At 38.4% G+C, this 19063-nt stretch carries 18 protein-coding genes; all 18 read right to left on the minus strand.

Features of this window, described 5'->3' with window-relative positions; all coding sequences use genetic code 11:
• Window positions 1–6: 6 nt before the first annotated feature.
• Window positions 7–939 (minus strand): D-alanine--D-alanine ligase family protein, encoded by a 933-nt coding sequence (locus E7K77_RS02530; RefSeq protein ID WP_008601226.1) that lies wholly within the window; start codon window positions 937–939, stop codon window positions 7–9.
• Window positions 936–2318, minus strand: a complete 1383-nt coding sequence (gene murC, locus E7K77_RS02535) for a UDP-N-acetylmuramate--L-alanine ligase (protein ID WP_008601228.1) — start codon at window positions 2316–2318, stop codon at window positions 936–938. Before murC ends, E7K77_RS02530 begins: the two co-directional genes overlap by 4 nt.
• 14 nt (window positions 2319–2332) lie before the next feature.
• Window positions 2333–3442: an undecaprenyldiphospho-muramoylpentapeptide beta-N-acetylglucosaminyltransferase gene (gene murG, locus E7K77_RS02540; protein WP_004696212.1), complete on the minus strand. Its 1110-nt coding sequence runs from the start codon at window positions 3440–3442 to the stop codon at window positions 2333–2335.
• A complete protein-coding gene (murD, locus tag E7K77_RS02545; protein WP_004697412.1) occupies window positions 3442–4812 on the minus strand; it encodes a UDP-N-acetylmuramoyl-L-alanine--D-glutamate ligase in 1371 nt (456 codons plus the stop codon). Before murD ends, murG begins: the two co-directional genes overlap by 1 nt.
• Window positions 4813–4895: 83 nt before the next feature.
• Window positions 4896–5882: a phospho-N-acetylmuramoyl-pentapeptide-transferase gene (gene mraY, locus E7K77_RS02550; protein WP_008601232.1), complete on the minus strand. Its 987-nt coding sequence runs from the start codon at window positions 5880–5882 to the stop codon at window positions 4896–4898.
• Window positions 5883–5938: 56 nt separating this feature from the next.
• A complete protein-coding gene (locus tag E7K77_RS02555) occupies window positions 5939–7297 on the minus strand; it encodes a UDP-N-acetylmuramoyl-tripeptide--D-alanyl-D-alanine ligase (protein WP_325306031.1) in 1359 nt (452 codons plus the stop codon).
• A 1-nt stretch (window position 7298) separates the two neighbouring features.
• Window positions 7299–8783, minus strand: coding sequence for a UDP-N-acetylmuramoyl-L-alanyl-D-glutamate--2,6-diaminopimelate ligase (locus tag E7K77_RS02560; RefSeq protein ID WP_325306032.1), 1485 nt, complete (start codon window positions 8781–8783; stop codon window positions 7299–7301).
• A gap of 55 nt (window positions 8784–8838) precedes the next feature.
• On the minus strand, window positions 8839–9243 hold the full coding sequence (gene ftsL / locus E7K77_RS02565; protein ID WP_004697156.1) for a cell division protein FtsL: 405 nt from the start codon (window positions 9241–9243) through the stop codon (window positions 8839–8841).
• Window positions 9244–9264: 21 nt separating this feature from the next.
• Entirely contained in the window at window positions 9265–10197 is a 933-nt protein-coding gene (gene rsmH / locus E7K77_RS02570) for a 16S rRNA (cytosine(1402)-N(4))-methyltransferase RsmH (RefSeq protein ID WP_325306033.1), read from the minus strand.
• Between the two features lie 9 nt (window positions 10198–10206).
• Window positions 10207–10638 (minus strand): division/cell wall cluster transcriptional repressor MraZ, encoded by a 432-nt coding sequence (gene mraZ, locus E7K77_RS02575; protein WP_004696227.1) that lies wholly within the window; start codon window positions 10636–10638, stop codon window positions 10207–10209.
• Window positions 10639–11044: 406 nt separating this feature from the next.
• Entirely contained in the window at window positions 11045–11365 is a 321-nt protein-coding gene (gene trxA / locus E7K77_RS02580; RefSeq protein ID WP_004696229.1) for a thioredoxin, read from the minus strand.
• A gap of 9 nt (window positions 11366–11374) precedes the next feature.
• The gene (locus E7K77_RS02585; protein ID WP_325306034.1) at window positions 11375–11749 is read right to left on the minus strand and encodes a CoA-binding protein; all 375 of its coding nucleotides are present in this window, start codon (window positions 11747–11749) and stop codon (window positions 11375–11377) included.
• Window positions 11750–11881: 132 nt separating this feature from the next.
• Complete coding sequence (gene gluQRS / locus E7K77_RS02590) at window positions 11882–12856, minus strand: tRNA glutamyl-Q(34) synthetase GluQRS (protein ID WP_024061914.1); 975 nt, start codon at window positions 12854–12856, stop codon at window positions 11882–11884.
• A gap of 82 nt (window positions 12857–12938) precedes the next feature.
• The gene (locus tag E7K77_RS02595; RefSeq protein ID WP_155086153.1) at window positions 12939–15848 is read right to left on the minus strand and encodes an insulinase family protein; all 2910 of its coding nucleotides are present in this window, start codon (window positions 15846–15848) and stop codon (window positions 12939–12941) included.
• A gap of 140 nt (window positions 15849–15988) precedes the next feature.
• Window positions 15989–16306, minus strand: coding sequence for a hypothetical protein (locus E7K77_RS02600; protein WP_004696238.1), 318 nt, complete (start codon window positions 16304–16306; stop codon window positions 15989–15991).
• A 7-nt stretch (window positions 16307–16313) separates the two neighbouring features.
• On the minus strand, window positions 16314–17543 hold the full coding sequence (locus E7K77_RS02605; RefSeq protein ID WP_004696945.1) for an aspartate kinase: 1230 nt from the start codon (window positions 17541–17543) through the stop codon (window positions 16314–16316).
• A gap of 319 nt (window positions 17544–17862) precedes the next feature.
• Window positions 17863–18252, minus strand: a complete 390-nt coding sequence (locus E7K77_RS02610) for a class II SORL domain-containing protein (protein ID WP_004696242.1) — start codon at window positions 18250–18252, stop codon at window positions 17863–17865.
• A gap of 139 nt (window positions 18253–18391) precedes the next feature.
• Window positions 18392–18934 carry a cob(I)yrinic acid a,c-diamide adenosyltransferase gene (gene cobO / locus E7K77_RS02615; RefSeq protein ID WP_118091316.1) on the minus strand — a complete coding sequence of 181 codons (543 nt, stop codon included), beginning with the start codon at window positions 18932–18934 and terminating at the stop codon, window positions 18392–18394.
• Window positions 18935–19063: the final 129 nt, after the last annotated feature.

The raw sequence follows: 19063 nt of genomic DNA on the forward strand, positions 1-19063 counted from the left end.
CAGCCCTTAAAATTTCCCTATACTAGCTGTTAATAGAATCTTTTCACATAATGTTGGAAAGTCAATTCCCATTTCTTTAGCTGCCTTTGGTACTAAAGACGTTGCCGTCATACCTGGCACAGTATTGTATTCTAGAACATACATATTATCTGCATGATCTGTCATAATATCAACACGAATAACCCCACTGCCTTGTACTTCGCGATACACAAGTTCCCCTATGCGTTGCATTTCAGCAGTCATTTCTTCACTAATAGGCGCAGGTACTAAATATTCTGTAGCACCTACAGTATATTTACTGGTATAGTCATACTCCCCAGAATGTGGACGGATTTCAATTACTGACAATGCCTTTCCGTCAAGAACGGATACTGTAAATTCGCGACCATCAAGAAATTGCTCTACTACAAGAATCGGATCATATTTTAGCGCTTCTGTAACAGCAGCCTCCAATTGTGCCTCATCACGAACGATGGTAACGCCAATACTAGAGCCTTGAGTAGCAGATTTCACCACTACAGGAATCGTAAATTGTTTACGAATATGTCCTATAATAGCTTCTGCAGATTCTAAATTACCATTAAAGGATTCAGAAGTAGCTGTTGGAATATTAGCCCCTTTGAAAACATCTTTGCTTACTTTTTTATTCATTCCTACCGCATGAGCCATGATGCCCGATCCAGTATATGGAATTTCTGCCATTTCAAGTAAGCCTTGTAATGCACCATCTTCACCATAACGACCGTGAATTGCATTAAATACAATCTCTCCATCTAAGGATTCAATGTCTTTTAAAACAGTACGAGGATTAAGTTCTAATGTTTGGGCATTATACCCTTTACTTTCAAGTGCTTCCGCAATAGCAGCGCCAGTACGGCGAGATACTTCAGCCTCTTTGGAAGGGCCACCCATCAATACGATTATTTTTCTATCTTTCATTGTAAGCCTTCCTCCAATATAGCTAATAATTTAGGTCCATATTGATTAATAGAACCGGCACCCATTGTGATAACCAGATCGTTAGGTCGCACAATTTTTGCCAATACAGCCGGTATATCATCAACAGATGGTACATAATGTACAACCTTATTTGTAGCAGCTTCAACAGCGTCAGGAATAGTACGTCCATCGATACCTGCAATCGGATCTTCACCAGAACTGTAAATATCTGTCATATATATTTCATCAGCACTTGTAAAAGCAGTGGCAAATTCATCTTTCAACAAGCTTGTACGTGTATACCGATGCGGTTGAAACACACAAATAACGCGATGTTTTTCAAGTTCTTTTGCTGCTCTTAAGGTCGCTTTAATTTCTGTTGGATGATGTGCATAATCATCGACAACCCAGACGCCAGCAACATGACCTTTTGTTTCAAAACGTCGTTTTGCACCGATAAATTTACCTAACGCTTTTGTAATAAACCGATTCTCTACACCGCAACATTCATGAGCCACAATAAAGGCTGCCAATGAGTTTAATACATTATGTTCTCCAGGCACGCGCAAGCTGATACGGCTTATATTAATGCCTTTATGATATACATCATATACCAAGGAAGAGTCCACATAATGAATATTTTTTGCTACATAATCATTATTATCCTCTAAGCCATATGTAATAAAAGTACGTTTTACGCGGCTCATAACATAACGAATATTTTCATTATCACCACATACGATAGCCTTGCCCGCTTCTGGTAACGTTTCGACGAACTCACAGAAAGCGTTTAACAAGTTATCCATAGTCTTATAATGATCCATATGATCATCTTCAATATTAGTTATAACGATAGTATGTGGATGCAATTTTAAAAATGAACCATCGCTCTCATCCGCTTCCACAACTGAAAAATGGCCTTTCCCAAGGCAACTGCTACCCTTGAGATAATCTACTTCGCCACCGATAATTACCGTAGGGTCCGCATTAGCCTCCACTAAAATTTGTCCAATCATTGAAGTTGTAGATGTTTTACCATGCGCACCAGCTACTGCGATACCATCTGTTACATCTAATACAGCCTTTACAATATCAGAACGATGTAAAATGGTAATCCCTTGCTCTTTAGCGGCAACAATTTCAGGATTGTCTTCACGAATCGCTGTAGAACGAACTATGGCATCAACACCATTTACATATTCTTTATTATGACCGATATGCACCGTGGCACCCATATCTCTAAACTTAGAAATCACTGCAGATTCAGCAATATCTGAACCAGATACATCATAACCTTTTTGAATCAAAATATTCGCTATCGCACGCATACCAGATCCACCAATACCGATAAGGTGAATTTTGTGAATACCGTCTAACATAAAACCTCTCCTTGTTACTTTGCAATAGATAAAGCTAATTTTGCAATATCATGAGCCGCATTCGGTTTCCCCAATTGCAATGCTCGGTCTCCCATTTGTGCCAACAAATCACGGTTGGCCATAAACATCTCGATTTCCCCTATTAAATCGTGAGCACTCAACATTTTATCTACAATCATATGAGCCGCCCCTTCTTGTACAAAGATACGTGCATTATAGGTTTGATGATCTTCCGCTGCGTATGGATACGGTATCAATACGGATGGAATACCGCGAACTGCTAATTCTGCTAGACCTATAGCACCAGATCTAAATACTGCTAAATCGGCTGCTGCTAGTGCTTTTGGCATATCATGTAAATACGGCAAAATCAAAGATGAACTACCTAAACCATCCCCATCGGTAATACCCAATTGGGATAAAACAGATTCATATTCTCCGTTTCCCGTAATATGGATTAATTTAATACCTTTCACACCTTGGAAGTGTTTATGTACATCTATCATAGCATTGTTAATAGTTCTCGCCCCTCGAGAACCTCCAGCTATGAGTACTGTAAAAGTATCATCACTTAAGTTGAAATAGTTACGTCCCTCTGTTCTCGAATCAACTAGCACATCTGGACGAACAGGATTCCCTGTATAGACTACGCGCTTTGCTTTAGAAAACGATGCTTCTGCATCCTTATAGCCTAGGGCTACCACATCAACAAAACGGCTCAGAATTTTATTAGTAATACCTGCTATGACATTCTGTTCTTGAATTATAGTAGGAATATTATGTAATGCTGCAGCCAAGAGAACAGGCCCACATACATAACCACCAGTACCAATAACCACATCAGGTTTAAACTTACAAACTATGGCATTAGCTTTTACAATGCCTAAAGCAGTTTTACCTAATGTAACTAATGTACCTAACGATAATTGACGCTGCAAGCCTTGCACAGGAATCGTAGTAAACTCTATCCCCTCTTTAGGAACTAATGTAGCCTCGAGACCTTGCTTGGTACCAACATATAACACCTTTGCATCAGGATTTTGTTTCATAATTTCCTTATATATAGTTATTGCTGGATATATATGTCCACCAGTGCCACCACCTGAAATAATAACACGTTTCATTAATGGTGTCCTCCCTCTTGCAACATATGAACACAACGTTTAAAGTCATCTCCACGCTCTTCAAAACAGCTGTACCAATCAAAGCTTGAACAAGCCGGAGATAATAGCACAATATCGCCAGTCTCTGCCAATTTATAGCCTTGTTCTACGGCTTCTTTCATGGATAAAGCACGATAAATCGGCTTCACACCAGCCTCTTTTGCAGCCGTCTCAAAACGATCTGCTGCTTCCCCCATGAAAATAACAGCTTTAGTCTTCTCCTTAACTAACTCCATGAAGTCTTCTAAAGGCGTCATTTTATCATGACCACCAGCTAATAGAATAACTTGTTGATCAAAGGATTCTAATGCTTTAACCACAGAATCTACATTAGTCGCTTTAGAATCATTATAAAATGTAATACCATCAATCGTCTTAACGCGTTCTAAACGATGTTCAACGCCATGGAACTCACTAATAATACGATGAATTGTTTCTACAGGTACGCCCAATGCATGAGATAAAGCAATAACGGTCAATATGTTTTCAATATTATGACTGCCTGGAATATGAATATCTTCATTTCCAATAACAAATTTTGCTACCCCATCTTTAGCAATATAACATTGCCCATCAGCATAATAAGCGCCATTCTCTACGGCTTTTTTTTGACTAATTTTTAGAATATGACTAGGCGAACGATGTTCCATATCAGCTACAACGGGATCATCTATATTCAACACTAAATAATCTGTACTTAATTGATTTTCAAAGATGCGTTCCTTCGCAGCAATATAGTTTTCCATCGTCTTATGACGAGCTAAGTGATCTGGAGTAATATTGAGCATAATAGCCCCAATAGGCCTAAAATACTTGATTGTCTCTAATTGATAACTAGATAATTCAGCTACCAAAAAACCGCCTGCAGGCATAGAATACGCCACTTCACTAAGGGAATCCCCAATATTTCCACCGACGTGAACTGGTTTTCCAGAGCCTTCTAGTACTTTAGTTAATAAGGTTGTTGTCGTAGTCTTACCATTTGTACCAGTAACAGCTACGATAGGTGATTTAGATACTTCATAAGCTAATTCTACTTCACTGACCACGTCAATACCACGGGCATGTGCTGCTTTTACAATCGGAATGTCTAAAGAAATACCTGGAGAAATAACGATACGATCCACGCCATCTAGCAAGGATTCATCTTGACGTCCTGTAATAATATTTACCCCTGCCGCAACGAGTCGTTTCTCCTCAGCCGTAGGCAGTGTCATAGGCTTATAATCATTTAACACAACATGCGCACCCACTTGGGCTAATACCCAAGATGCACCTATACCGCTGGCTCCAGCTCCAAGAACAAGTATATGTTTATCTCCATATTCCATCTATATCACCTAAACTATTTATAAAATTAATGTATCCTATCTAATAAGCATACCATTATTTACAACTTCCGTTAAGTATTATCTTATAAAGTTATAGTCGCTAAAAGTACACCAATAATGGCTAAAACAGCTCCACCAAACCAGAAGCGATTAACAACTGTTTGTTCTGCCCATCCGGAAAGTTCAAAATGGTGATGAATAGGACTCATCTTAAAAACACGCACACCACGTGTTTTGAAAGAAATAACTTGAATAATAACAGATAATGCTTCCATAACAAAAATGCCACCAATCACCACAAGTAGCAATTCTGTTTTAGTTAAAATAGCCATTGCTGCAAAGGCACCACCTAATGCCAAAGAGCCTGTATCCCCCATGAATACTTTTGCAGGGTTCACATTATATACCAAAAAGCCAAGACATACAGCTGCTATTATAGCGCCGAAGTACGCAACACTTTCAGCACCAATAGAATTTGTCATCGATGCAGCCATCAGACCAATAACAGAGAATGCTATCGCCGCCACTGCTGATGTACCACCAGCAAGACCATCAAGACCATCGGTTAAATTTACTGCATTTGTAGCTCCTACAATAATCAAAAATGCCAATACATAATAACCCCATCCCAATTGTAATTGTGTATCTACAACAGGAATCCATAATGTGGTAGGAACAACCATAATCTCAGTAATGCAATAACAGAATACGGCAGCCAATATAAATTGTCCAAGTAATTTTTGCTTCGCTGTTAAACCAAGATTGCGTTTTTTTACAGCTTTTACAAAATCATCAAAAAAACCTAATAAACAATGACCCAGTGTTAAGAATAATAACATTCCTGTGCCCACATTCCATGGTGCAAACAATGCCACGCCAATAATAAGGGCCACCATCATGAAAGCACCACCCATTGTTGGCGTACCGGCTTTTGCTTGATGACTTTCAGGGCCTTCTTCACGAATACTTTGTTGTGCGTGCAAAGAACGCAACATAGGAATAGCAATTTTACCTAGCACTACCGTAATGATGAAAGTCGCTACGAAGGCTAATAGAATGTGATTTATCATATGAATCCTCTACTTATTAATAAATAGGACGGCTAGATATAACTAGCCGTTACCTATTATTCTCGATCCTTTAATTCTTCAACAACGCGCTCCATTCGTAAACCACGAGAACCTTTCACAAGGATAACATCCCCTTTTTCACGAATATCACTATATGCGTTGGCCATTTCTAAATGGCTGTTACAACGGAATGTAGTTAAACCCGCTTTTTTTGCTTCCTTTGCAATGAAGGCAGCAGCATCACCAAAGGTGAATACAACACTATACCCCTCTTCAGCAAGCAAATGGCCGATTTCACGATGTGCTTCTTCAGAGAAGTCGCCGAGCTCGAGCATATCGCCTAGCATCGCAATTTTACGCTTACCTTCTAATTGACCAAGTGCTTTAATAGCTTCTGCCATGGATGAAGGGTTTGCATTATAAGCATCATTTAAGATAACAATATCTTCAAATGGGACGATTTCTTGACGCATTGGAGTTCCACTAAATTCACTCAAACCTTTGCGAATTGTGTTAGATTTAATGCCTAGCACTCGACCTGCAACAATAGCCGCCAATGCATCATATACATTGTGTTCACCAATCATAGGCAAGAAGATATCAAAAACTTCATCATAACACTTACAAGTGAACTTAATACCGTCTTTTTTATAGCGCAGATGGCTACCAATACAAGTAGCATTCCGTTCAATACCATAGGTAATTGTTTTACCCTTAGCTAAACGATCCATAGCTTTTACATATGGATCATCTTCATTAAGGATAGCCACGCTGTTTTCAGGCAAGCAACGAATCAATTCACCTTTCGCTTCGGCAATGGCTTCTCGAGAACCTAAAAGCTCGATATGACTAGTACCAACATTAGTAATAATCCCCATCGTTGGTTCTGCAATCAAGGCCAGTTCTTCAATTTGTCCGAGCCCACGCATACCCATTTCAACAACACAGGCTTCATGCTCAGCGGTCAAACGTAACAAGGTTTTTGGCAAGCCAATTTCATTATTAAAATTTTTCTCAGTTTTTAATACATTAAATTCTGTGCCAAGTACGGCTGCCACCATTTCCTTTGTCGTAGTCTTACCAGAGGAACCAGTAATAGCAACTACAGGAATATCAAAGCGGCGACGATGATATCGTGCTAAGTTTTGATATGCTACCAAAGTATTGTCTACCTCGATGCAAGCAATACCTTCTACAGAACGTCCTTTTTCAACGATAGCCCCTGTAGCACCTTTTTCGATAGCCGCATTGATAAAATCATGGCCATCAAAGGTATCACCTTTTAAGGCTACAAATAAAAAGCCTGATTCAATAGTTCTTGTATCAGTAGACACATCTAAAAACTTAATATTATCGGTATGTGCACTCGTCCCCTTTGTGGCCTGCAGTACTTGAGACAATGTAAATTCTGCCATATTAGATCTCCTTGAGGGCTGCTCGCGCCTCTTCACGATCATCAAAATGGATCGTTTTATCCTTTAAGATTTGGTAATCCTCATGCCCCTTACCTGCAATGAGTACAATATCCCCAGGTTTTGCATGTTGTATTGCATGTTGAATCGCTTCCCTACGATCAACGATAACTTCATAGTGAGTTCCTTCTCGAAGGCCGTCTTTAACGCCGACTTCCACATCTTTAACAATTTGTACAGGATCCTCTGTACGTGGATTATCAGATGTAACATACACAACATCACCGTATTGTGCCGCAATGCGTCCCATAATAGGACGTTTGGTTGCATCTCGGTCACCGCCACAGCCAAAGACTACAATAATACGATTTTCTTGAATAGCCTTTGCTGTTTGTAAAATATTTTCTAACCCATCTGGTGTATGTGCATAGTCTACAACAACAGCAAATGGTTGACCTTCTTCAATCAATTCAAAACGACCAGGTACAGCACTAAATGTTTTCAACGCTTTATCGATGTCTTCCATGGAAATACCTTCTAATAGGCAGGCACCAATAGCTGCTAATGTATTATACACATTAAACAAGCCAGTCGTATTCATTGCAACTGTATAATCATGACCATCATAAAATACCGTGTAACAGCTAGACTTTGGCGTCATATTAACGTCATGAGCATTCAATGTGCCGCTACCCTCAATACTATAGGTAATGATAGGGGCTGTAGTTTTTTCAACAACCCGATGTCCATAGGCATCATCAATATTGATGACAGCACCCTTACCAGATTTTATCTGGTTTGGTTTGCTAACCTGTTCAAATAGTTTACATTTAGCTGCCAAGTAATTTTCAAATGTTTTGTGAAAGTCTAAATGATCTTGTGTAAGATTTGTGAATATAGCCGTATCATACTCAACACCAGATACGCGTCCCAAAGCCAATGCATGGGAAGATACTTCCATTACACAATGTGTAACGCCCTCTTCCACCATTTGATGCAAAATATGTTGTAAATCTACTACGTCAGGGGTCGTGTTATGAATCGGATATGATGTATCGCCAATCATGATATGAACGGTACCAATCACACCGACCTTATGACCTTGAGCTTTCAAAATATGACGAATCATATGAGTTGTAGTCGTTTTACCATTAGTACCAGTAACACCAATCATGCGCATGGAATTGGCTGGATAATCAAAAAAGTATGGCACACAAGACATCATAGCCGCACGTGTATCTTCAACAGTGATAACACAAACATCACTACTTATCTCAACAGGTTTAGATACTAATACAGCTACTGCCCCAGCCTCAACAGCTTTATTAACATAATCATGTCCATCGACAGTAGCACCATCTAAAGCAATAAATAAACTACCTGCTTTTACAGCACGAGAATCAGCGGTAACATCTAAAATTTCAATAGCTGTATTACCTTCTACATGCGGTGCATGTAAGGTTTTTACTATATCTTGTAAGTGTTTCATATACAATCTCCTTTACACGCAAAGGAAAGCAGCCCAATACGAGCTGCTTCGCCTGCTAGTCTATAATTTGCTGTTTCTCTTGTACATTACGTTCAGTAACAGCGCTTTTTGTGCTATAAACAAAAGAATCAGGCAAAACCATTCCTAGTTGTTCTTCTGCGATTTGTTGGATACGTACAGGAGACTTCAAGGAAGCCACTTCAACGTCCAATGCATCGTTATCTTTTGTTAATTGTACTACAGCTTGCTGTGTTTTAACTACCTCATAGCCCAACTTTGTACTGTATGCATTCATAACCATCATAATAAGCAAACATGCAACTAATGCAGCAATACCATATACAACTTGCCACATCATAGGACTTAAATCTAAAGCTACGTTTGCACTACGTCTTCTCCCTTGTGCAATAACCAACATATCACCTTTTACTTGGCCCACAACAGCCTTTCTCGCTAACATAACACTTAACCCCTTCCAAATCTACAACTTTACTGCTACGCGCAATTTAGCGCTTCTAGCTCTCGGATTAACTTCAATCTCCCCTATACTTGGCTCTATAGCCTTATTCTTTGCCTTTACAACTGCCTTGTGATTACAAACACACACAGGCAATTGTGGAGGACATATACATGCAGTACTTAACTCTTTAAAAGTTTGCTTTGTAATTCGATCTTCCAAGGAGTGGAATGTAATAACTCCAATCATTCCCTTTGGTTTTAACATCGATACAGCATCTACAAAACTATCATGCAAAATTGCTAATTCTCTATTTACTTCAATACGTATGGCCTGAAACGTCCGTTTTGCCGGATGAGGTCCATCTTGTCGCGCCTTTGCAGGTATTGCATTCTTAATAATTCTAACTAACTCACCAGTAGTAGTAATTCTTTTTTCTTGACGTGCTTCAACAATAAACTCGACAATTCGTTTAGCCCATCGTTCCTCCCCATAATCACGGATAATTTGCAGTAATTGTTCACTGTCATATTCATTGACAATTTCCTCTGCCATGAGAGGTGCATCTTTATCCATTCGCATATCAAGAGGTCCATCATTCATATATGAAAAACCTCGTTCAGGAGTATCTAGTTGATAGCTGGATACACCAAGATCAAATATAAAGCCATCGACTTCATAAATGCCTGCATTTTGGAGGGCTTCTTTTAAGTTAGAAAAGTTTGTAGGTATCGTTAACACCTGACATTTCAAATCAGATAAACGCTGTCGAGCTACACTCAAAGCATCTTCATCTTGATCTAAACCTATAATCATGCCTTCTGGATCTAGCATCTCACCCACTGCGTGAGCATGTCCTGCCCCACCGAGGGTACAGTCCACATAAATGCCTTTTGGATTAGTTACGACAGAGTCCACCGTTTCACGTAAAAGTACGCTAGTATGATTAAATTCCATCATAGCCTCCTATAACATAATCCCTTCAAGCCCTTCAACTAATTCTTCCATGCTTTCAGCCACTTGCTCATCATAGAAATCGTATTTTTCACGGCTCCAAATTTCAACGTGGTCTCCAGCACCTACAATAACAGCCTGTTTATCGAGGCTTGCATATTCACGTAGTGGTACAGGAATGAGGACACGACCTTGTTTATCATATTCAAGCTCAGCAGCACTACCAAAAACAAAACGTTTTAAGGCACGCACGCTAGCTTTAGTGGAAGATTGTGATTGTAAAGCAGTGGAAATTTTCTTCCATGCCTCTTCGGTGTAAATAGCCAAGCAGTTATCTAGGCCTTTTGTAACGATGCACAAATCGCCTAGTTGTTCACGTATTTTCGCAGGTATAATCATCCGCCCTTTTGTATCAATGGTGTGATTATATTCACCCATGAACATACGTATCACCGCCTTTCTCTATTTCTTATCCACCACTATATGGTAAATTCTACCACAATTCCCCACCTTCTACAACAAAAAATCCATTTTTATCCCACTTTTTTATATTTTTCTTGTTTAATCTCTATTTTTCTCCACTTTTCTACAATACATATGTTCGATTAAATATTTAAAACTAATCAATTTAAACCACTCTCTACCACAATGATGAAATACCACGCCTTAAATGGACATAAACCCCACTTTTAGATGTATTATGTTTAGCAACTCAATGTATTATGTTTAGTAATTCATAAACGTTAAATATATTTAGGTCTATATTAAAAAAGCACAAAAAAACCTCATCAATGTACAACAATACATTGATGAGGTTTTGCCTCTATTTATATAGTTTTGATCTATAATATTAGAATTTAGATTCGATAGCCGCTTGAAGATCGCCTTTAGGCAAGAAACCAATTTTACGGTCTACTACTTCACCATCTTTTAAGATAACGAATGTAGGCAATACTTCAACTTGTAAGTTACGTGCTAATTCTGGTTCTTCATCAGCGTTTACTTTTACAAAGTTAGCTTTACCTTCAAGCTCACCTGCAATTTCTTCAATGATTGGCATCATACGTACGCAATAACCGCACCATGGAGCCCAGAAGTCAACAACAGTAACACCACCTTGGTTTACTAAATCTTGATATTCAGCAGTTTTTAAATCTTTTAATTCGCTCATTGTACCCTCCTACGGTAATTGAACTAATACACAATCTTGAATGACATGCAGATCTAAAGCATGTGCTTTTTCAACAACAGATGGTTTATCCGCCCCCGGTTGCAACCACACAACAGAAATGCCAAGTTCTTTGCATTCATCAAGTGCAGCTAACCCTACTGCTTCTGGTACAACAAAATCTACCACAGCAGGCACAACGGGAAGTGCAGAAAGACTAGAGTAACAAGTGTCTCCATCTATTTCTGCAATATTAGGATTGACTGGATATACTTCATATCCGTGATCTTTAAGACATTTATAAATCTTATAACCGAACTTTTCGGTTTTATGGGTAGCTCCAATAACGGCCCATACTTTTTGATCTAAAGCTTGTTGAATTGTCATTTCGACCACCTCTTATATACTATTATAAATGAATATCGAACATTGTCAATATATTATATCGAATTATATAGTTAAAGAATTATTCTCTTTTAGCAAACATTCTATAACATAAAGCAATACTATTTTCTTACGTTATTCTTTGATTTGTATCTCAATCGTTTTCTGACTAAGACTAGGTAAATTTAAATCAATCTCAATTAATTCAGATAAACTGATTTCTCTACGACTTAATGTATGAGCTTCAACTAAGCCCCCTACAATAGCCAGCTCACCTAAAATTCTATTAGGAGACCACTGATTTTCACGCAATTCTCGAATAGTAATACTCTTTTGTCGCTTAGACAATCTATGTCCTTCAGAATCAATTAATAATGGAGCATGCCCATAAGAAGGTATTTGTATATTTTTAGAATTGAAACTGGTTTGTAATGTTTTATATAAATATATTTGCTGCCCCGTAGTCTCTAGTAAATCATCTCCACGAATGACCTCCGTTATCCCCATAACAATATCATCCAGTACGACAGCTAAATTATAGGCATACATACCATCACCACGACGCAATACATAATCATCTAATTCACCTTCTAAATGAATATGTTGAAAGCCTTGCCAACGATCCACGAAATCTAAATCACAAGAATTAACGGCTAAACGCAAAGATGGCTCCTTAGACATCATAAATTCTTTTATCAATTTATCCTCTAGATGACGGCAATGGCCATCGTAACGATGAATTACATCGCCGACATGGGGTGCCGAAGCAATAGACTGGAGCCTTGTACGATTACAAAAGCAAGGATAAATTAGTTTTTCTGATGCAAGATGTTCTAATATTTCTCCATAATATGTTTGCCGTTCACTTTGCCAATATGTTGATTCTGGACCACCAACACGAGGTCCTTCATCCCATTCAAAGCCTAGCCACTCTAAATCATCTAATAGAGCTTCCCCTAAATCCCGTTTAGAACGTTGGATGTCTATATCCTCCATTCGCACAACATACTGCCCTTTTTGTTGCCTCGTAGAAACATAGGATAAGAGGGCTATCCACACATTGCCAAGATGGATATATCCTGTGGGGCTTGGAGCAAATCGGCCTTTCATAATGGACCCTCCTACAGTACAAAACAAGTGGCATATCCCGTAGAATTACACAGAATATGCCACCATACATGATATAAGACAATTATCCTAGAGAAATGATGTTATCGAATACCTTACCAGCGTCTTTAATTTTTTGTTCGTTCCCCATTGTACAAATATGATTATCCTTCAATACGGGTTCAACCACATCTGCTAAAGCAACGATATCCTCTGGCTTACAAGCGATAACTTGTTTACGAAACTCTACCTTATCCTCTAGTTTAGCACCGCTAAAATACATCCCCATCGCACGTGGGCCACGCAACGCAGGAGTCATAGGCAAGTCCAAGGAGCTCATAGTACCGATAATATATTTACGCATCTCACGATTAGTCAACGTAAACTCACGAAGATATTGAGGTAATTCTTTATATACATTTAATGTTTCTACCAAGTTTGGATCTCGATAGCTACAGAAAATCATATTCCCATCATCATAGAAGTTTGCAAAGGCACCGTAAGCACCACCTTGTACACGAATGCGAATCCAAAGATATTCATAGCGTAAAATCGTCTCTAATACACTCATTGGGCCTACGTGTTTATACCCATGGTCTACAAAGTTACCACCTTGAGCTACGTATTGAACCTTACCAGCTGTAACGATACCATCATTACCAGACAAACGTGTAATCTTTAATTTATCATTACTTAACTCAGTAGTATCCCAGGTTTCAATCAATGGTTTCATAAGATGTTCAAAGGCTTCTAATTCGCCTTCTTCACCAACGAACATGATATCCACATTGTTAGCACGGAAAATCTTACGAGCTACATCAGCTAATTTTTCTGGCAATAATGGTAATGCCGCAGGATTAGAAGCCAACTCGCTAATCTTTTGATAGTAACCAAAGTTACCATTATCTCTAAATTTACCAACTGCAGACACTTGAGCCATAACACGTTGACTTACGATGGAATTACCACGACGGAATGCTTCATTATCCCAAATAGCTTTGCTTTCTTGAACAAGTTCAGTCAAGCGTCTATCGTCACTATAATCTGCTTTTTGTACTACTTCGTTAATCAAACGGCATAAGTCAGGTAATTTAGAATGCAAAGCTTTAGCTCGAACAATCATGAGAGGCGTAAATTCATCACGCTTACCATCTTTGCTAATAGCCGTAATATCTGAGCTTAAACCACCAAGATTCATATTGATATCTTTCGCCAATGCTTCATAGCCACGTTCAGATGTGTCAATACGACCAATAATATCACTTAAAATATCGGCGTAGAACAATTCATCTTCTGTAAGACAGCTTAAATTAAAGTAAAGCCCTACATAGTTGATGCCTTTTGTGAAAGTAGGCACAAAATGTACTGTAGTGTTGCCAATTTTACTTTCACGACGTTCTACCTCTTCAATATTAGGATTTAAATCTGATAATTCAAGCAATGGTATCGATGCTAACGCTTCGTCGCTATCTGGAGCCTCTTGACGAAGTTTAAGTCGTTTTGTTTGCTCTACAATTGCTTCGATTTCTTCTGGAGACATCTTAGCTTTTACAGAAGCTAAATGTTCTTTAACCTCTGCATCCTTGCGCTCTTGAAGACCCCGTTCAGGATAAATAGAAACAAGCACTTTATGATTGTTATTTAAGATAGATTGACGAATTAAATCTTCAAAGTACGTACCGGATAAGCCCTTACGAATATTCACTAATGCTTCTTCGTAGTGTAATAACTCGAGTGGATCATTGTCATATAGCCAGTTATCCATCATACGGATAACATACGCTAAACCAATTGGCCGACCTCCAAAGTCACTTTCACGAAGAGCAAACTCAATGCTATTCAAGGAAGCTTCTAATAATTCTTTATCTAAACCATTATCACAAAGTTCTTGCAATGTAGACTCCACAATGCGTTGCAACTCAGCTTGTTTATCGAGATTGGAACCAGTTGCTTGCACGGTCCACAAAGGTTGACGAATACTATCAAGATAATAGCCACTCACATCAGAGCCAATACCTGCTTTCACCAAAGCCTGTTTAAGAGGAGCCGCAGGAGATGTCAACAATGCATGTGTTAATACCTCAAAAGCCAAGCTATGCTCAGGCGTTACATCAGGTAAAACATAGGCAAAGGAATGTAAAGTTCGGTTGTCTGTTGGCTCTTCAGAACCTACGCTATATGGATAGCTTACCACCTTACCTTTTGTAAATGGAGTTTGTATACCAACCTCTGTATTAACCTCAATAGCATCAAAATGACTTAAGTACTCATCATTCAAGAATGCCAATTGCTCTTCAATATTCATATCACCATAAAGGAAGATATAACTATTGGACGGATGATAATGAACTCGATAGAACTCTTGGAACTCTTCATAAGTTAAGTCTGTAATATGGTCAGGATCTCCACCAGAATCAACACCATAAGTGGTATCTGGGAAAAGTTCACGCATCATTTGGCGTTCTAGAACGGAATCCGGAGAGGAATAAACCCCCTTCATCTCATTAAATACAACACCTTTATAGGTAAGTTCATCGTCCGCACTATCTAATTCATAATGCCAACCTTCTTGCATTACGATTTCCGCATCTTCACGAACGCGTGGATACAATACAGCATCAAGATATACGTCCATCAAGTTGTGGAAGTCTTTATCATTCTTACTGGCTACAGGATACATTGTTTTATCAGGGTAAGTCATAGCGTTTAAGAACGTGTTTAAAGATCCTTTAACAAGCTCAACAAATGGCTCTTTTAAAGGAAACTTACGAGAACCACATAAAACGGAATGTTCCATAATATGTGCCACACCAGTACTATTATGTGGTGTTGTTCTAAAAGCGATATTGAATACTTTATTAGAATCTGGTGAATCAATATAAATTAAACGAGCACCAGACTTTTCATGTTTCATTTCATAAGCGGTACCATTGATCTCATCAATGCGCTCAATGCGGTCAAGGCGAAAGCCAGAATAAACTTTATTTATTTCCATGCTGTCCCTTCTTTCTATACTAATATAATGATTTCTCTCTGAATAATTTATTATATCATATCGATGACTCTATATATAGATGTTAAGAATAATTATCGAATTACAAAACCCCATAGGCAAGTATACCCATGGGGTTCATATTATTTATTATGTTGCATCTGCCACTTTTGATTACGACGCAAGGTTAATAAGCCTTCTAACACGGCTTCGAATTGTATAAAACTCAATGTATATGGTTGATACATATCTGGTACAACCTTGTAAGTAATAGTAACCTCAGACTTATCGTAATCATAGAAGATACCATGTAAATTACTCATTGTTGTATAACCAGTTTGAGCTTGTTCCAATGTTGGAATAGGCTGATTTTTTAGATTTCCTAGTAGATCGCTAATGAAACCTTCCTTACGACCTTGGTCATTGAGCATTTCATCCATAAAACTACGTAGACTATCCATGCAGTGATTAACCTCGTTGATCTAACAATAAGCCATTATGAATTACACGAACAGCATCTTTTACGCGATCTTCAGCAACAAGACAAGAAATACTAATTTCAGAAGTAGAAATGATTTCAATATTGATACCTTCTTGGCTCAAGATATCAAACATTTGCGCAGCTACACCAGGTTGTCCTAACATGCCTGCACCAATAATGGAAACTTTCGCCATTTTTTCGTCAATATTAACAGCTTCAATATCTACTGCTTTTTGTAATTCTTCTAATACTTCTCGAGCTAATACCACATCATCCATAGCTACTGTAAAGATAAGATCAGTTTTTGGTTCTCCTACGGAACGGATAGATTGAACAATCATATCTACGTCAACGTTTCTAGCAGCTAATGCTTTGAATACAGTCGCTGCAACACCTGGTTTATTTTCAACGCCTACAAGAGCTACTTTTGCTGTATTTGTATCATCAGCTACGCCAGTAATTACGTGTTTATTTGCTTCCACAGTATAATCCTCCCGAATAATAGTACCTGGTTTATCACTAAATGTAGAACGTACATGAATAGGTACACCATAACGGAAACCCATTTCTACGGCACGCGGCTGCATTACACCTGCACCAAGGCGTGCCATCTCAAGCATTTCGCCATACGTTACTTCTTCTAATTTGAAAGCTTCCTTCGCCACGCGAGGATCTGTAGAATATACGCCGTCTACGTCCGTAAAAATCTCACATACATCCGCTTTCATAGCACCTGCCAATGCAACAGCTGTTGTATCAGAGCCACCACGGCCTAATGTCACCATATCACCATATTCAGTTATACCTTGGAAACCAGCAACTACCACAATTTTACCTTCATCCAAAGCTTCAAACACACGATTAGGATCAACGCCCAAAATGCGACCTTTATTAAACGTATCACTACTTGTGATACCTGCTTGATCACCTGTTAAGGATACAGATTCCTGACCACGTTCGTTAAAAGCCATTGCCATCAATGCAATTGTTACTTGTTCACCGGTAGACAACAAGCGGTCCATTTCACGACCATACGGCTTGGATGTAACTTGTTTAGCTAAGGCCACCAAGTCATCAGTTGTATCACCCATAGCGGATACAACAAGAACGATTTTATCGTCAGCTTGCTTCTCACGAAGAACGCGATCAACAATATTAAATATTTTTTCTGGTGTAGCTACGGAACTACCACCAAATTTTTTAACGATTAAGGCCACAATAATCCCTCATTTAACTATGTTTACTAAATATCAATATGCATATACTTTACCACAAACAAATAGCACTGTAAAGGGATGTACAGCAATTAATCCACTGGAGTGATACAAAACTCCTTTTTATATGGACATTAAAAATCAAATAATATGTCTATAATATGATGAATATGCATTAAATAATCCTAACACGTATTAGCCATAATGCCATTAAATATCTACTATTGAAAGTTTAACTTTACCTCATTATTAAGCTATGTAAACACATAGATATACAAAAAGACCAGCCCTCGGGCTGGTCTTTATTAGTTGTTTTAGTTAATTAAGCAACTACGATATCTTTTTCGGATTCCCACAAGCCATGGATATTGCAGTAGGAAACAGCGATCAATTTACCGGATTTTTTCAAAGCTACTGCTAAAGTACCTTCAGAAACTGCTGCTACAGGACCTTCGTTTGCAGTTGCACCGTCACCATGAACGTTGAACTCGATAGCGCCAACTTCGAATGGCAATTGAGTGCCTTCAGCTACGAAGTACAATTTAATCCAATCAATGTGATGTTCTACAGTGTTTGGATGTGCAATGTCTTTACCTACGGATAAAGTAACGTGGAATGTTTCACCTGCTTTTACAGTGTCAACTGTTTCGATAACAGGAACGTGTTTTTCAGTAGCGAAATCGCCAGATTTAATGTAATCATGTACAGCCATAGTTAACCTCCTGGTTAGTCTTATATACATACTTAATGTCAAGAATATTGAGCACCTCTGTGCTTATGACTATATTATACATTTTCGATATAGTTTTAGCAAGTTCTTTTTCGATTTTTTTCGATTTTTTTGAATTAAATCAAAATTCTATTCCTTTAGCAGCTTTTATGCCCTTTTCATAAGCATGCTTTACTACCTTCATTTCTGTTACAGTATCCGCCATATCAATGATTTCAGGTTTAGCATAACGGCCTGTCAAAACAACATGAAGTCTTTTTGGCTTATTGTTAAGCATTTCCACTACAGAATGCACATCGATAAGCTCATAATTAATGGCATTATTTATTTCATCCATAACAATTAGATCCCATTTGTCGGAGTTTACTTCCTCTACTAATGTACGCCAAGCGGCTTGTGCTGCTTCTTTGTGGCGAGCAAGCTCAGCTTCTCCTACTTCATCACGTTTATAGTAAATAAAACCTTTTCCCATAGAGCGAATTTCAACTTGATCTCCTAGTTTAGCGAGACCTGCTAATTCACCATAGCCATTACCGCTCTTAATAAATTGTAATATAAGAACCTTAAAACCTTGTCCAACAGCACGCAAAACAACGCCTAATGCTGCTGTTGTTTTACCTTTACCATTCCCTGTATTAACTAGAATTAAACCTCGTTCATTCATAATAGCTCCTTTAATACGAACCTGCCCCTTAGAACTAACTATTCCCAATCAATAACATCTCACTAGTACTTAGCTATGTAATCGCAACAATACTTATGAATGTATTTACGATAATACTTATAAATGTAA

Source organism: Veillonella parvula (assembly GCF_032577575.1).
In the GTDB taxonomy this organism is placed as follows: Bacteria; Bacillota; Negativicutes; order Veillonellales; family Veillonellaceae; genus Veillonella.

Bases quoted from the DNA above. Each gene is read 5' to 3' on its own strand.
- E7K77_RS02530 (WP_008601226.1), bottom strand. From the start codon at position 939: ATGAAAGATAGAAAAATAATCGTATTGATGGGTGGCCCTTCCAAAGAG.
- murC (WP_008601228.1), bottom strand. From the start codon at position 2,318: ATGTTAGACGGTATTCACAAAATTCACCTTATCGGTATTGGTGGATCT.
- murG (WP_004696212.1), bottom strand. From the start codon at position 3,442: ATGAAACGTGTTATTATTTCAGGTGGTGGCACTGGTGGACATATATAT.
- murD (WP_004697412.1), bottom strand. From the start codon at position 4,812: ATGGAATATGGAGATAAACATATACTTGTTCTTGGAGCTGGAGCCAGC.
- mraY (WP_008601232.1), bottom strand. From the start codon at position 5,882: ATGATAAATCACATTCTATTAGCCTTCGTAGCGACTTTCATCATTACG.
- E7K77_RS02555 (WP_325306031.1), bottom strand. From the start codon at position 7,297: ATGGCAGAATTTACATTGTCTCAAGTACTGCAGGCCACAAAGGGGACG.
- E7K77_RS02560 (WP_325306032.1), bottom strand. From the start codon at position 8,783: ATGAAACACTTACAAGATATAGTAAAAACCTTACATGCACCGCATGTA.
- ftsL (WP_004697156.1), bottom strand. From the start codon at position 9,243: ATGTTAGCGAGAAAGGCTGTTGTGGGCCAAGTAAAAGGTGATATGTTG.
- rsmH (WP_325306033.1), bottom strand. From the start codon at position 10,197: ATGGAATTTAATCATACTAGCGTACTTTTACGTGAAACGGTGGACTCT.
- mraZ (WP_004696227.1), bottom strand. From the start codon at position 10,638: ATGTTCATGGGTGAATATAATCACACCATTGATACAAAAGGGCGGATG.
- trxA (WP_004696229.1), bottom strand. From the start codon at position 11,365: ATGAGCGAATTAAAAGATTTAAAAACTGCTGAATATCAAGATTTAGTA.
- E7K77_RS02585 (WP_325306034.1), bottom strand. From the start codon at position 11,749: ATGACAATTCAACAAGCTTTAGATCAAAAAGTATGGGCCGTTATTGGA.
- gluQRS (WP_024061914.1), bottom strand. From the start codon at position 12,856: ATGAAAGGCCGATTTGCTCCAAGCCCCACAGGATATATCCATCTTGGC.
- E7K77_RS02595 (WP_155086153.1), bottom strand. From the start codon at position 15,848: ATGGAAATAAATAAAGTTTATTCTGGCTTTCGCCTTGACCGCATTGAG.
- E7K77_RS02600 (WP_004696238.1), bottom strand. From the start codon at position 16,306: ATGGATAGTCTACGTAGTTTTATGGATGAAATGCTCAATGACCAAGGT.
- E7K77_RS02610 (WP_004696242.1), bottom strand. From the start codon at position 18,252: ATGGCTGTACATGATTACATTAAATCTGGCGATTTCGCTACTGAAAAA.
- cobO (WP_118091316.1), bottom strand. From the start codon at position 18,934: ATGAATGAACGAGGTTTAATTCTAGTTAATACAGGGAATGGTAAAGGT.